Raw genomic sequence first — 15,316 nt, 5'->3', positions numbered from 1 at the left:
ATTATGTTTAGGAGGGGTAGATTTTGTTACAAAAAGTATTATGGAAATTTTCAAAGCTGGTTTTAGGTCTATTTATATGTTCAATTGGTATAGTATTGACGATAAATTGTAACCTAGGTTTATCTCCTTGGGATGTGTTTCATCAAGGTCTTTCAAATCATGTAGGAATAACTATAGGGACTGCCTCTATAATTGTAGGCTCTATAGTAGTTATAGCTGATGTTATTCTAGGTGAAAATGTAGGATGGGGAACTGTATTCAATATGTTATTAATTGGCTTTTTTATGGACTTACTTCTATATACTAACTTAATTCCAAAGACGGATAGTGTATTAATAGGAATAATTATGTTAATTTTAGGTTTGGGGCTTGTAGCTCTTGGAATGGTATTTTACATGGGAAGTGGTCTAGGAAGTGGACCCAGAGATGGTTTGATGGTTGCTCTTCAAAAGAAAACAGGAAAATCACTTAACTTAATAAGAGGAACTATAGAAGTTGGTGCATTAATAGTTGGATTTTTCTTAGGTGGAAAAGTTGGCATAGGAACTGTAATAAGTGCATTTGGTCTAGGATATCTTACACAAATATTATTCAATTTGTTTAAATTAGATTGTAGTAAAATCAAACATAGATTTATAATAGATGATATAAAATTTATAAAATTGTATGTGAGCGGAGATAAAAAACCTGCTACTCAAAATATGGCTAAATAGCTCTATAAAGAATTAATTAGAAGTATATAGTAATTATAAATAAAAATTTTCTTGTAAATATATAAAATTTCAAATATTAAAAGATATGGATTGCTAAAAAACTATAAAATATAGATTTTTAGCAATTTTTTATTTACTTAACATATTCTAAGACTTTAAAAGCTTTTATATATGTTATATGAATTGATTTATTTATAATTAGAGATACTAAACTTTATAGATATTAATATAAACACATTCAAATTGTGTATTTTCAAAGCCTTTAAAATACTTGTATTTATTCTAACTAAAAAAATAAAAAAATTAGCAAAAAAGTCTTGTATTATATCTAAATTTTATATATAATTACCTATGTTGTTTACAAATTTTAAACTCAATGTTTAGTAAACAAAATGTTTAGTAAAATAAAACAAAAATTAGGAGGTGCAACATGGATATAGGTGAAAAGATAAAAAGATTAAGAACAGAAAAACAACTGACCCAGGAAGAGTTAGCTAATAGATGTGAATTGTCAAAAGGATTTATTTCTCAACTAGAAAATAACTTAACATCACCATCCATAGCTACCCTTATAGATATACTTGAGATATTAGGTACAAATTTAAGGGAATTTTTTAATGAAATAGATGACGAAAGAATTAGTTTTACAAAAGAAGACATGTTTGAAACTGAAGATGAAGATTTAAAATATAAATTAAAGTGGTTAATTCCAAATTCACAAAAAAATGAAATGGAGCCAATAATAATAACATTGTATCCAGGTGGACAATATAAAGAAGAAAAGCCACATGAAGGTGAAGAATTTGGATATGTATTAGCAGGTTCAATATATGTTCATATAGGCGAAAAGAAAAATAAGGTAAAAAAAGGAGAAAGCTTTTACTTTAGACCAAGAGCAAATCACTATATATCAAACGAAGGTAAAACGACAGCAAAAGTGATTTGGGTAAGTACGCCACCATCATTTTAGAATAGAGGTGTTTAATAAGTGGTAGAAAATATAATAGAATTAAGAGATATATCTAAGCATTATGAGGAACTTACTGTTTTAGATAATTTCAATTTAGATATAAAGAAAAATGAGTTTTTAACTTTACTTGGACCAAGTGGATGTGGAAAAACTACTACATTAAAAATAATAGCAGGTTTTGAGTATGCTGATGATGGTAAAGTTTTATTTGAAAGTAAAGAGATAAATAATTTGCCACCATATGAAAGACAAGTAAATACAGTGTTTCAAAAATATGCTTTATTTCCACATATGGATGTATATGAAAATGTAGCTTTTGGACTAAAAATTAAAAAGACTCCAAAAGATGTAATAGATGCTAAAGTGAAAGAGGTTTTAAAACTTGTTGCACTAGAAGGCTTTGAAAGACGACAAGTTGACTCATTAAGTGGAGGACAACAACAGAGGATTGCAATAGCAAGAGCTTTAGTTAATGAACCAAAAGTATTGTTACTAGACGAGCCACTTGGAGCATTAGATTTAAAATTAAGACAAGAAATGCAAATAGAATTAAAAAGAATTCAAAAAAAATTAGGAATAACATTTGTGTTTGTAACTCATGACCAAGAAGAGGCTCTTACTATGTCAGATACTATTGTTGTAATGCATAAAGGTAAAATACAACAAATGGGAACACCTCAAGATATATACAATGAACCTAAAAATTCATTTGTAGCAAAGTTTATAGGTGAAAGTAATATATTTGATGGAATTATGATGGAAGATTATAAAGTAAATTTCTGTAATAGAGAGTTTGAGTGCGTAGATAAAGGATTTGAAAAAAATGAAAATATAGAAGTAGTAATAAGACCAGAAGATATAAAAATGGTAAAGCCAGAAGAAGGAATGTTAAAGGGGAAAGTTACATCTACAGTATTTAAAGGAGTGCACTATGAAATAGAATTAAATGAAAATGGAAGATTGTGGATACTTCATAATACTAAAAATGCTGAAGTTGGAGTAGAACTAGGCATGGACATATATCCAGAAGACATCCATATAATGAGAAAAGAGAGTAACTAATATGAAGAAGAAATCTTTTTTAGCATATCCATATGTAGTTTGGAGTGCGATATTTGTAATAATTCCTTTAATACTAGTAGTATTTTTCAGTTTTACAAAAGACTCAAGTACAGGTTATGCATTTACACTTGAGAATTATAAAGAAGTAATAGACCCTATATATATTAAAGTATTTGCTCGTTCTATTCTTTTAGCAGGAGTAGCTACATTGATATGTCTTGTAGTTGGTTATCCAGTGGCATATATAATTTCAAAAGCTCATGTAAGTAGAAGAGGTTCATTAATACTGTTGTTTATTCTTCCTATGTGGATGAATTTTCTTTTAAGAACGTATGCATGGGTAGCTATATTAGGAAAAAATGGACTTTTAAATACGTTTTTAGGATGGTTTGGAATACAGCCATTAGCAATTTTGTATACTAATGTTGCTATACTTTTAGGTATGGTATATAACTTTTTACCATTTATGGTTCTTCCAATATATACAGCACTTTCAAAGATGGATAATGATTTAATAAATGCTGCTCATGATTTAGGTGCAAATAACATGACAGTATTTAGAAAAATTATATTTCCTTTGAGTTTGCCTGGAGTAATGTCTGGAATAACTATGGTATTTATGCCAGCAGTTACTACTTTTGCAATATCAAGACTGCTAGGTGGAGGTAAAATAATGTTAGTTGGAGATTTAATTGAACAACAATTCACAGTTGTTGGAGATTGGAACTTTGGCTCAGCTATATCGATATTTATGATGATAGTAATATTAATATCCATGTCGATAATGTCAAAATTTGGAGATGAATCTGACAAAGAAGGTGGTGGGTTACTATTTTAAAATTAAAGAAAATAACTTCTAATATATATTTAGCATTAGTATTCTTATTTTTGTATGCACCCATATTTGCATTGGTACTATTTTCTTTTAATGATTCAAAATCAATGGCAAGATGGAATGGATTTACGTGGAAATGGTATGGTCAATTACTTCAAAATGAAAGTATAATGAGTGCTTTATATTACACTGTTGTTATAGCTATATTAGCATCTGTAATATCAACAATAGTAGGAACTATAAGTGCTATAGGAATACATAAGATGAGAGGGAAGAGTAAAAAATTAATACTGAATGTAAACTACCTTCCTATTTTAAATACAGAAATAGTTACAGCAGTAGCCCTTATGAGTCTATTTGTATTTGTAAAAATGGAATTTGGTATTACAACAATGTTATTAGCACATATAATGTTTTGTTTGCCATATGTTATACTTTCAGTTTTACCAAAAATGAAGCAATTACCTGATAATATAGAAGATGCAGCTATGGACTTAGGAGCAACACCTATGTATGCTCTTAGAAAAGTAATTTTACCACAAATAAAACCAGGTATAGTTTCTGGATTTTTGATTGCATTTACTATGTCAATAGACGACTTTATAATAAGTTTCTTTAATGCTGGAAATGGTGTAAGTAATCTTTCTATAGAAATCTATGGAATGGCTCGAAGAGGTATAAAGCCTGAAATAAATGCATTATCAACGATAATGTTTGCGGTGGTTTTAGGATTACTTCTATTGGCTAATAAAAAAGAATCTATAGTAAGGGGGACTAAATAATGATTAAGTTTAAGAAAATAATATCCCTTATAACTGTAGGTATGATTACAGCAACTTTATTTACAGGATGTAATAAGTCAACAGATTCTACAAAGGTTCTAAATGTATATAATGTTGGTGATTATATAGATGAATCTCTTATAGATAAGTTTGAAAAAGAAACAGGAATAGAAGTTCAGTATTCAACTTATGATACTAATGAAATGATGTATCAAAAGGTTAAGAGTGGTAGCACTCATTATGATTTAGTTTTTCCATCAGATTATATGGTGGAAAAAATGAAAAATGAAGGTCTTTTGGAAAAAATAGATTTTAAAAATATACCTAATATGAAGTATTTAGATAAGAGTTTTTTAAATCCTGTATATGATGAAACTAATGAATATAGTGTTGCATATATGTGGGGTACTCTTGGAATCTTATATAATAAAAAAGAAGTTAAAGAGCCTATAGATAGTTGGAATATACTTTGGAATCCAAAATATAAAGGAAACATGATGATGTTTGACTCTGTTAGAGATACTATAGGGATAACCCTTAAAAAATTAGGATACAGTATGAATAGTGTAAATCCAAAAGAAATAAATGAAGCAAAAAATCTTTTAATAAAGCAAAAGGATTTGGTCTTAGCATATGTAAACGACGAAGGAAAAGATAGATTATTAGGTGGAGAAGTTGCAATGGGGATGTTGTATTCTGGAGATGCAGTTACATTGATGGATCAAAATCCTGACCTTGATTATGCTATACCTAAAGAAGGTACAAACAAGTGGGTGGATGCTATGTGTGTACCTACAACAGCACAAAATAAAAAAGAAGCTGAGTTATTTATAAACTTCTTGCTAGACCCAGAAAATGCAAAAGTAAATGCTGAGTATATTGGATATTCAACACCTAATACAGGAGCACTAAAGTTATTGGACCCAGAAATAACTAGCAATCCTGTTGCATATCCATCTAAGGATGTACTTGCTAAATGTGAAACTTTTGAAGATATTGGTGAAAACATCAAGTTATACGATAAGGCTTGGATAGAGTTAAAATCAAAATAGAGTATTATTTATTTAATAATATTTACTTAATAAAACTGTTCTTATTTAGAAATTATTTTCTAATTATTGAACAGTTTTATTTTTTTGCTTATACATAAATATGTGTATGTTATAGATATATATAATTTATTTACTATAAATACATACATGATAATTATTTTAAAGATAAGCAAATAGATAGCATTAATCTTAAATATTTGCTTGTTTTTTTATTATTTATATATATATAATTTAATTTATTTTTATTAAGTTAAAAAATTATTTACATATTGATTTTAATAATAATTAGAAAAAATGGGCAACTTAATAAAATAATTGGAGGTGTAAATTTATAAAAAATGAATGGGACAAATAAAAAGATAGATTTATTAATGTTAAGTTTGTTTGTTTTTATATTTTTAATTGTTGGGATAGTAATACTATCTATTAGAACAGAAAATAAACTGAATGTATTTATAATGTTATCAGTTATTTTTTTTATAATAATGTTAACTTATTTATCAAACTCAGTAGTTGGTTTAATAACAAGTTCAATAACTATATTTATATATACATCCTATATTTTATATAACAATATTACTCACAATATAGATGTTGAGTTTATATCATATATATGGATAATAGCAATACCAATATCTTCAATTATAATGGGGAACATAAATAAAAACATAAATGAATTACAACTTACAAATATAAAATTAACTGAACAATATAAGGAACTAGTAACTATAGATAACGAAACTGGGCTTAGAAACTTAAAAATTTTTTATAATGATGTAAATATGGAAATAAGTAAGTCAGTCAGATATACTACTACTTTTTCTCTTATGATAGTAAAATTACCATATTATGAAAACCTACAGACTATATTTGGTGAAAGTAAAACTAACAAAATAGTAAAATATATTAGTTCAAATATTGTGGAATGTACAAGAAATGAAGATATAATATACAGTTTACAAAAAGATATGATAGGAATACTGATGCCAAACACAGCATTAGAAGGCTCAAAAGTTGTTAGAGATAGAATAAAGAAGAGGATAAAAGAGTTAAACTTAGATTTAAATAATAAAGGAAGATATGTAAATATAGATGTGAAAATTGCAATTTTAGAGTATAAAGATACTTTTGGAGACAGTATAAATTTTAAGAATATGGTTGAAGAGGAATTGCAGTATGATGTTTAAAACTTACAATAAAAATTTATCTAAAGTGTTAATTGTGCTTTTAATAGTATTGATAATGTCAAATTTTAATATATGCTCATATGCGGTAGAGACTTATTCTAATACAAATAAGGTATTGGTTATTTATGATTCTAAGAAAGAAACATCTTACAATCGAGATATCTTGAAAATTGTGAGGACTCTATTAGGTAGATTTAGCTCAAATATAGAGTTATTAAAATTAAGCAACTATGATAATGAGATAAATGAAACTTATTATAGTCATATATTTATTATAGGAATAAATGAAAATTCATATAGTAATGATGAAAAAACTAACACCTTAATTAATTCATTAGATTCCTATAAAGGAGTCATCTGCTGGTTAGGGCATGGTATAGAAAATCTGTTGGAATATAAGAAATATAACTTAGAATATGTAAAAAAAACAAATAATATAAACAGTGTAACCTATAAAGGTAAAGAGTATAACTTGGAGGAACACTATTTATTTAATATTGTAAAATCAACAGATAAAAACAATAAAATTATAGGAACTATTAGTGATACAGTAAATGAATATCCGTATATTGTAAATGATAAAAATCTTTTCTATGTGTCAAAGTTGGATTTAGATGGTGTTTTATTTTATATATTTTGTGATTCACTAAATGATGTGTTTAATGTTAAAACTTTCAATAAAGGTCGTATATTCGTAAGAATAGAAGATGTACATGCATTTAGAGAACCAAAAGAATTAATAAAAATAGCTGATTATTTAAGCAATAAGAATATACCATTTACAATTGCTTTGATACCAGCTTATGTAAATCCTAAAAATCATAAGATAACGACTTTATCAGAAAGCCCTGAGATTGTTAAAGCAGTAAAATATATGCAAGATAAGGGTGGTACAGTGATATTACATGGATACACACATAAATATAAAAATGAAGAAGTTTCTGGAGAAGGATATGAATTTTGGGATGGGGAAAAAGATGAGCCATTAAAAGAAAATATGACAATTTTTGTGAAAGATAGGGTTTTAAAAGGGCTTAGAATATGTATAGAAAATGGAATTTATCCTCTTGCATTTGAAGCTCCTCATTATGCAATAGAATCTGAAGGATATAAAGAATTAAAAAAATATTTTTCTACTTATGTAGGGCAACATCAAAATAATGATAAAAAATTTAGCACAAATACGTATCCATATGTAATTAGGGATACAGAAGAATTTAACATATTCATTCCTGAAAATTTGGGATATATAGACCCAGAAGATAAACTTACTTTTCAAAACATAAAAGAAAATTTAGATACACTATCTATTGTCAGAGGTTTTAGTGGTGGTTTTTTCTTTCATTCGTATTTAGATATAAAATATTTGAAAGATACAATAGAATACCTAGAAAAACAAAATATAGAGTTTTTGGATTTAAGAGATTTTGATAATTGGGTAAAGGTTGATGAGATACAAATAAGAAATAATGGTAATGAAATTAAAGTCAACTATGATAGAAATTTAGAAAAAAATAAAGAAGATGAAACTAGGTTTAAATCTATATCTAAAATCAGCAAAATTTTAATATCAATAGTATCTATAAGTGTTTTAGTTTTTGTAATTATATTTATATATTTTAAAAAAATAGATAAAAAGAAATTTTTAAAATAAAAAAGTTTAGATGAAGTGCTAATATTTAAAAAGATTTTAGGTGAATTTTATGAGAGGATTAAATGTATCAGAGTATCTATTTATATTTAGTTTATTTAGTATATGGTCTTTACTACTTATAAATATAGTTTTAGCTATGGGGGGATATCTATTTTATTTTAAGAACTTTGATAAAAAAATAAAAAAAATTGATAGATATCCAGTGGTATCAATACTTGTTCCTGCTCATAATGAAGCAAAGGTGATAGGTAGGACTGTGGAATCTTTATTACTACTTAATTATCCTAAAGATAAAATGGAACTTATTGTGATAAATGACAACTCTTCTGATAATAGTAGAGAAATTTTAGAAAGCATAAAGAGTAAATATAAAAACTATAATTTTACTATTATAAATACAGATAGCATGACTGGAGGTAAGGGAAAATCAAATGCATTAAATATTGGATATAAAATTTCAAAAGGAGAGTTTATAGCAGTATATGATGCAGATAACACCCCAGATAGAGATGCACTTAGGTATTTAATACAAACAATAGTTCTAGATGATGAATTAGGTGCTGTTATTGGAAAGTTTAGAACTAGAAATAAAAGTAAAAATCTATTGACGAAATTTATAAATATTGAAACCTTAAGCTTTCAATGGATGTCTCAAGCTGGTAGATGGCAATTATTTAATTTATGTACAATACCAGGAACTAACTTTATATTGAGAAAAAGTATTATAGAAGAAATTGGGGGATGGGATAGCAAAGCAATTGCAGAAGATACAGAAATTAGCTTTAGAATATATAAGTTAGGATATAAAATAAAGCTTGTGCCACAGTCGATAACATGGGAACAGGAACCAGAAACTATTAAAGTTTGGATAAAGCAAAGGACCAGATGGGCAAAAGGGAATATATACGTTTTAATGAAATATATAAAAAATATATTTAAACAAGGTAAAAATAAAATTGTATTTGATATAGCCTACTTTTTTTCTGTATATTTTCTATTTTTAACATCTGTTATTATCTCAGATATTTTATTTGTTTTAAGTGTATTTAAATTAATAGAGATTTCTATTCCAATCAACTTTATTATAATATGGATACTATCATACATTTTATTTATCATAGAAGTGAGTATAAGCTTAACTATAGAAAAAGGTGAGGCTACAATTGAGAATATATTTATAGTAGCACTTATGTATTTTACATATTCTCAACTATGGCTATTTGTTGCTATAAAAGGAATGGTAGAGTATTTAAAAGATATAATTTTTAAAAGAGAAGTTAAATGGTATAAAACGGAAAGATTTTAATTCATGTACAGGAGGTATTAACATGAAAAAATTTGTTGTATTAATTGTATCTTTAGTATTGTTTTTTTCAAATATCGCATTTGTAGATGAAGTAAAAGCTGATGAAACCAAAGTCAAAAATTATAAGTTTGAAAGAGATGTAACTATTGATGGAGTTATAGGTAGCAATAGTACTTTTTTTGAAGTAAACAAAAATTGGGATGTTGAGGAAGTATTATTTAATCTTAATTTTAGTAAGAGTCAAATATTAAATGGAGATGTTTCAAGTTTAACTATCTTAATAAATAATGTACCAATAAAATCGATTAAACTAAATGCCAAAAAAGATTATAAAGATACATTAAAAGTATCAATACCTAAAGATTATATAATACAAGGATATAATGAAATAAAAGTAAAAGCATATAAAACAATATCTGACAAAATATGTCAGGATGATTCTAACACTGGAAACTGGATGGTTATTCATAAGGAATCTTATACATCAATTAGATATAAGCAGAAAAAATTGGGCAATTCAATAAATGAGTATCCATATCCATATATAGAAATTGAAGAAAATTTTAAATTAGATACAACTTTAGTAGTTCCAGATAATATGAGTAGAGGTGAATCTACAGCTGTGTTTAATTTAGCATCAGAATTTGGAAAAATAACACAGAACGATAAGTTACAGTTTGACGTTAAATTATATTCAGAAATGAAGAACTGGTCAGATGATAACATTATATACATTGGTAAACCTGAAAATACAGCAGAAGAAATTTTGAATATTCTAAGTGCAAAGGAACAAACTTTATTATCTCCAAATTGTATAATTAAGCAGATAAATTCTCCATATAACAATAATAAGAAGATGCTGGTGGTAATAGGTAGTAATGAAGAAGATTTAATAAAAGCATCTAAAGTATTGATAGACAATAGACTTTCTAATCAAATTCTATCATCATCAATACTTGTAAATAAAGATACTAATATAAAGACTGATGGTGAACAAGAATTAAATTTAGGACATATGACTTTAGAAGAACTAGGATATGCAGATATTTTATTGGAAGGTGCATTTAGTCAACAAGCTTTATTTGATGTTAGAATACCAAAAGGTAGAAAGTTAAATAATGGTTCAAAGATTGTTTTAAATTTAAGATATTCTGATAATTTGGATTTTGACAAGTCATTAGTTACAGTATATATAAATGATGTTGTTGTAGGAAGTAAAAAATTAGATAGAGCATATTCAGACAATGACAAGCTAGAATTAAAAATACCTAAAGATATAGATAATAAAAACTACTATCAAGTTAAGCTGGTGTTTAATTTAAATATAAAAAATTTAAATTGTGTTACAAGAGAAAGTAATAATCCTTGGGCATACGTATCAAATAGTTCTTATTTGGAATTATCGACAAAAGAAAATCAGTCACTGAATTTTGAAAGTTATCCATATCCATTTGTTAAAAATGATAGGTTTAATGATTTAACTGTAATAATGCCAGATTATTCTGGGTCTCAAGCAATGACATGGATGTCCAGACTAGGTGTTAATTTAGGTGCAAATATTAGTTCGCATGAAGGAAATATAAATGTAATTAGAGGAAAAGAGTTTATCAATAAATATAAAGATACGAATATTATAGTTTTTGGAGTACCACTTAACAACTCTGTTATAAAGATGATAAATAGCAACTTAAATGTAAAGTTTAATAAAAACTATTCTAACTTTTTATCAAATGATAAGATAAGCTTTATTGACGATTATGGTAAAAATATTTCATCAATACAATTGATAAAATCACCTTACAATAATCAAAGAAATATTATGGTAATCAGCTCAATAGATGAAAAAAATTTATATTTAGGAATGGATTATTTATTAAATAAAAGTCAAGGCAATGATTTAAAAGGAGATACACTAACAATTGATGAATATGGAGAAGTAAAAGAATTAAATTACAATACAAAAATAAATAAAGAAATAAAAGATTCAAGTAGAGAATTGAATATAAGTAAAACAGCTAAAGTTTTTTTTGTTGTTTCTTTTATTGTTATAACTGTAGCTATAATTCTATCAATATTATTTATCAAGAAATATAAAAGAAGATAATACAGTAAACTTATTATTTTAAAATGAGGTATATGATTTGAATAAAAACATAAACAAATTTAAATTTAAGAAAAATATTTTAATCTTAGGAATTATTTTAACTTTTGTATTTATAATTTATTTTGTAAATATTGAATTAAAAAATAGAAGTTTAGTAAATAGCCAGTATGAGGGCAAGATTAAATCAGCCAATTTATCTATAGATTATGAAATAAATCAAGTTATGAAGGATATAGATAAGCTAGGATTGAATACAATAAATGTACCTATAGTTATAACTGTAGATGATATTAATTCTGATATCATGTCAATAGATAATAATAGCAAAAAAAAGGCAATCAAACTAATAAAAAAATTAAACAAGCAGGGTATTTCCACAATATTGGAAGCATATCCATGGATAAAAAATGGAGAGTTGTATGAGACAGATTGGAATCCTATGAATAAAAAAAGATTTTTTTATAACTGGCAAAATACTGTATTAAATGAACTTATAGAAGATGTAGCAAATCCATTGGATGTAAAGGTTTTAAATGTAGGCTCTAATTTTGTATACCTAGAAGAATATCAACAAAATTGGGGTGAAATAATAGATTTTGTACAATCAAAATTTGATGGTCTTGTAACATATAGAACTAATTGGTGGTATACAAGAAAAGGTGATTTAAATAGTAAATTATCTTATGAACAAAAACTAAATAATAATTTTTTTGATAAGTTAGACTTTATATCCATAGCAGCGTATTTTGAGTTAAGTGATAAATCTGTCAATACAGTTGATGAATTGGTTTCTGCTTTACATTCATCTACTGTGAATAATAGAGGACAAAATATAAAAGAAGAACTATATAATCTTTATAAGGTTCATCATAAACCGATATTTTTTGGAGAATTAGGCTTTTCAAATAGAGAAAATGCAAGTTCTCAACCATGGAATCATGTTCCTTCAGAAATTATAAATGATGAAGAACAAGCGAGATGCTTTGAAGCATATAGGAGAGTTTTTGAAAAAGAGGATTGGATAAATGGTTTTTCTGTGTTTTGTGTAGGTAAAATTGATGAAGAAAAAAACTTTTATCCATCAAAAGAGAGTATAAAGATTATTAAATCTTGGTATAAATAAATTTGTTATATAAATAGACAATTATAGTATATAAATAGTTGATTAGGAGAGATATAAATGGATGACATCAAGGTTATGACTGTATTTGGAACTAGACCTGAAGCTATCAAAGTAGCTCCTTTAATTAAGGAACTTGAAAAAAGAGAGCATATAAAAAGTATTGTGTGTGTGACAGCACAACATAGAGAAATGCTTGACCAGGTTATAGAAACTTTCAATATAAATGTAGACTATGATTTAGACATAATGAAAAAAGGGCAAAGTTTAAATGATATAACATGTAAAGTTTTAAATGAACTTCCCATGATTATAGATAAAGAAAAGCCAGACGTAATCTTAGTACATGGAGATACAACGACAACTCTAGCTACTAGTTTAACTGCATTTTATAGTAAAGTTCTAGTAGGTCATATAGAAGCAGGACTTAGAACTTATGATAAATATTCTCCATTTCCAGAAGAACTAAATAGACAACTTACAGGAATTATTGCTGATATACACTTTGCTCCTACTAATTTGGCAAAACAAAACCTAATTTCAGAAGGAAAGTCTGAAGACAATATATTTGTAACAGGCAATACTGCAATTGATGCATTAAAGATGACAATAAGAGAAAATTATACTCACCCTATAATGGATAAGCTTGGTGATGACAGAATGATTTTATTGACTTCTCATAGGAGGGAAAACTTAGGAGAACCTATGAGAAATATATTTAGAGCTGTAAAGCGAATAGTAGATGAATTTGAAGATGTACAGGTAGTATATCCTATACATTTAAATCCTGAAATATGTAGTATAGCCAGTGAAGTATTTGGGAAAAACACTAAAAAAATTCACATTATAGAGCCTTTGGAGGTAGTTGATTTTCACAATTTTTTAAACAAATCATATATGATAATGACTGATAGTGGTGGAATACAAGAAGAGGCTCCATCGCTAGGGAAACCAGTACTTGTGTTAAGAAAAAAGACAGAAAGAATAGAAGGAATTGAAGCAAAAACACTTAAATTAATAGGTACAAATGAAGAAAATATATATAATTCTGTAAAACAATTATTAACAAATAGAAATAATTATATTCAAATGAGTAAAGCTTCAAATCCATATGGGGATGGAAATGCAAGCAAGTATATAGTGGATATAATAGTAAAAAAATTTAATTGAAGATACTTAAATTAGCTTTTGTTAGCTTAATTTAAATTTTATATAAGACAGAATTAAAATATAACGACTTAATATAAAAATTATGATAAGATAAGGAATACAATTAGCAAGGGGGAATAATATGGCTAGAAAATGTATAAAAAATTTAGGCAAAAATAAAGCTGTAAGAAGGTTAAAGCTTGTATTTAAGAAGATACTTATTACTGTGTTTATAATAGCAAGTATAATAGCTGTTTTTAATATAACAAAATATTTTGAAGACTTATATAAGGTAAGAGATATAAAAACTACTAAAATTGAATACTATATGGATGTAGCTGATGAAGCAGGGGGCGGAAAAGTTCAATTAAGCTGGAAGGAGTTACTTGCTATAGATATGGTAATTTATGATGAAGATTTAAGTAATATAAAAAAGAAAGATACATTAAATGTTGGTGAAAAATTTATAGTAGAAGACAAAAATGATAAAGGAGAAAAAGTATACAAGGTAAAAAAGTTTAAGAAAGTATTGAATGAATTGAAATTTGACGCTTCTCAAAAAAGTAGAGCAAAAAAATACATGAAGGATTTAGAATACACATATCTTGGAAATAAGGAACTAAAAGATAGTGATGAAAAAATTAAGTTTATAAAGAAATTAGAAGACTCAGCTATAAGAGAGTATATCGATTATGGTATATTACCATCTATAACAATTGGACAAGCAATATTAGAATCTGGGTGGGGCAATTCTAAACTTACAAAGCAAAGTAATAATTTATTTGGTATAAAGGCAGATAAAGCGTGGAAGGGAAAAAGTGTAGCAATTTCAACTTCTGAACATTATAATGAAAAAATTGTAGCAAGTTTTAGGTCATATGGCTCATTAGAGGACTCTGTAAAAGACCATGGTTTATTTTTAGTAAATAATAAAAGGTATAGAAAAAATGGATTATTTGAAGCAAAAGACTATATTAGTCAGGCACAAGCATTAGAAGATGCTGGATATAGTACAGCTGAAGATAAAAGTGGGAATCGTATATATGCAGAACTACTAATAGAGGTTATTAGAAGCTATAACTTACAATTAATAGATAATAAAGTGGAAACAAAATAAGGATTAATTCTACATGAAAGTGTAACAAGATAAATTTGTTTTATACAAAAGAATAGAAAAAATGTAAAAAAACATAAAAAAATGTATTGACTTGTTATTTGAAAGGTGATATTATTATTACTGTACTCGAAAGAGAACAAAATGAACTTTGAAAATTAAACAGTAGGTTAATTTATAAAAACAAGAAACAAACCATAAAGCCAGATATTTAGATAACAATAGTATCTGAGCCTGATAAACTTTTATTTGAGAGTTTGATCCTGGC

General features: G+C 26.5%; 13 protein-coding genes. All 13 read left to right on the top strand.

The window, feature by feature from the left end; all coding sequences use genetic code 11:
• Window positions 1-23 precede the first annotated feature (23 nt).
• The 13 genes from IC173_RS14595 to IC173_RS14535 all read left to right on the top strand — a co-directional run bounded on the left by IC173_RS14595 (window position 24) and on the right by IC173_RS14535 (window position 15,051).
• A complete protein-coding gene (locus IC173_RS14595) occupies window positions 24-713 on the top strand; it encodes a hypothetical protein (protein ID WP_227855765.1) in 690 nt (229 codons plus the stop codon).
• 430 nt (window positions 714-1,143) lie between these two features.
• Complete coding sequence (locus IC173_RS14590) at window positions 1,144-1,683, top strand: helix-turn-helix domain-containing protein (RefSeq protein ID WP_021383760.1); 540 nt, start codon at window positions 1,144-1,146, stop codon at window positions 1,681-1,683.
• Between the two features lie 18 nt (window positions 1,684-1,701).
• Complete coding sequence (potA, locus tag IC173_RS14585) at window positions 1,702-2,745, top strand: spermidine/putrescine ABC transporter ATP-binding protein (protein ID WP_227855764.1); 1,044 nt, start codon at window positions 1,702-1,704, stop codon at window positions 2,743-2,745.
• A 1-nt stretch (window position 2,746) separates the two neighbouring features.
• Window positions 2,747-3,583, top strand: a complete 837-nt coding sequence (locus tag IC173_RS14580; protein ID WP_227436623.1) for an ABC transporter permease — start codon at window positions 2,747-2,749, stop codon at window positions 3,581-3,583.
• A 104-nt stretch (window positions 3,584-3,687) separates the two neighbouring features.
• Window positions 3,688-4,362 carry an ABC transporter permease gene (locus IC173_RS14575; protein WP_227855763.1) on the top strand — a complete coding sequence of 225 codons (675 nt, stop codon included), beginning with the start codon at window positions 3,688-3,690 and terminating at the stop codon, window positions 4,360-4,362.
• Window positions 4,362-5,414 (top strand): ABC transporter substrate-binding protein, encoded by a 1,053-nt coding sequence (locus tag IC173_RS14570; protein ID WP_227482919.1) that lies wholly within the window; start codon window positions 4,362-4,364, stop codon window positions 5,412-5,414. Before IC173_RS14575 ends, IC173_RS14570 begins: the two co-directional genes overlap by 1 nt.
• Window positions 5,415-5,752: 338 nt before the next feature.
• On the top strand, window positions 5,753-6,601 hold the full coding sequence (locus tag IC173_RS14565) for a GGDEF domain-containing protein (protein WP_227834695.1): 849 nt from the start codon (window positions 5,753-5,755) through the stop codon (window positions 6,599-6,601).
• Entirely contained in the window at window positions 6,591-8,255 is a 1,665-nt protein-coding gene (locus tag IC173_RS14560) for a DUF2334 domain-containing protein (protein ID WP_227482918.1), read from the top strand. The genes IC173_RS14565 and IC173_RS14560 overlap by 11 nt, the downstream gene beginning before the upstream one ends.
• A gap of 49 nt (window positions 8,256-8,304) precedes the next feature.
• Window positions 8,305-9,561 (top strand): glycosyltransferase, encoded by a 1,257-nt coding sequence (locus tag IC173_RS14555; protein WP_227436615.1) that lies wholly within the window; start codon window positions 8,305-8,307, stop codon window positions 9,559-9,561.
• 22 nt (window positions 9,562-9,583) lie between these two features.
• Window positions 9,584-11,665: a cellulose biosynthesis cyclic di-GMP-binding regulatory protein BcsB gene (locus IC173_RS14550; protein ID WP_227855762.1), complete on the top strand. Its 2,082-nt coding sequence runs from the start codon at window positions 9,584-9,586 to the stop codon at window positions 11,663-11,665.
• Between the two features lie 37 nt (window positions 11,666-11,702).
• Window positions 11,703-12,788: a glycoside hydrolase family 113 gene (locus IC173_RS14545; protein ID WP_227855761.1), complete on the top strand. Its 1,086-nt coding sequence runs from the start codon at window positions 11,703-11,705 to the stop codon at window positions 12,786-12,788.
• 57 nt (window positions 12,789-12,845) lie between these two features.
• Entirely contained in the window at window positions 12,846-13,955 is a 1,110-nt protein-coding gene (gene wecB / locus IC173_RS14540) for a non-hydrolyzing UDP-N-acetylglucosamine 2-epimerase (protein ID WP_227855760.1), read from the top strand.
• 121 nt (window positions 13,956-14,076) lie between these two features.
• Window positions 14,077-15,051 carry a glycoside hydrolase family 73 protein gene (locus IC173_RS14535; RefSeq protein WP_227482915.1) on the top strand — a complete coding sequence of 325 codons (975 nt, stop codon included), beginning with the start codon at window positions 14,077-14,079 and terminating at the stop codon, window positions 15,049-15,051.
• The last annotated feature ends 265 nt before the right edge of the window (window positions 15,052-15,316 follow it).

Origin of the sequence: Clostridioides sp. ES-S-0048-02, assembly GCF_020658495.1 — a bacterium.
GTDB lineage: Bacteria > Bacillota > Clostridia > Peptostreptococcales > Peptostreptococcaceae > Clostridioides.
Note: the sequence above shows the minus strand (reverse complement) of the source record. Positions and strands in the feature narration are given on the sequence as shown.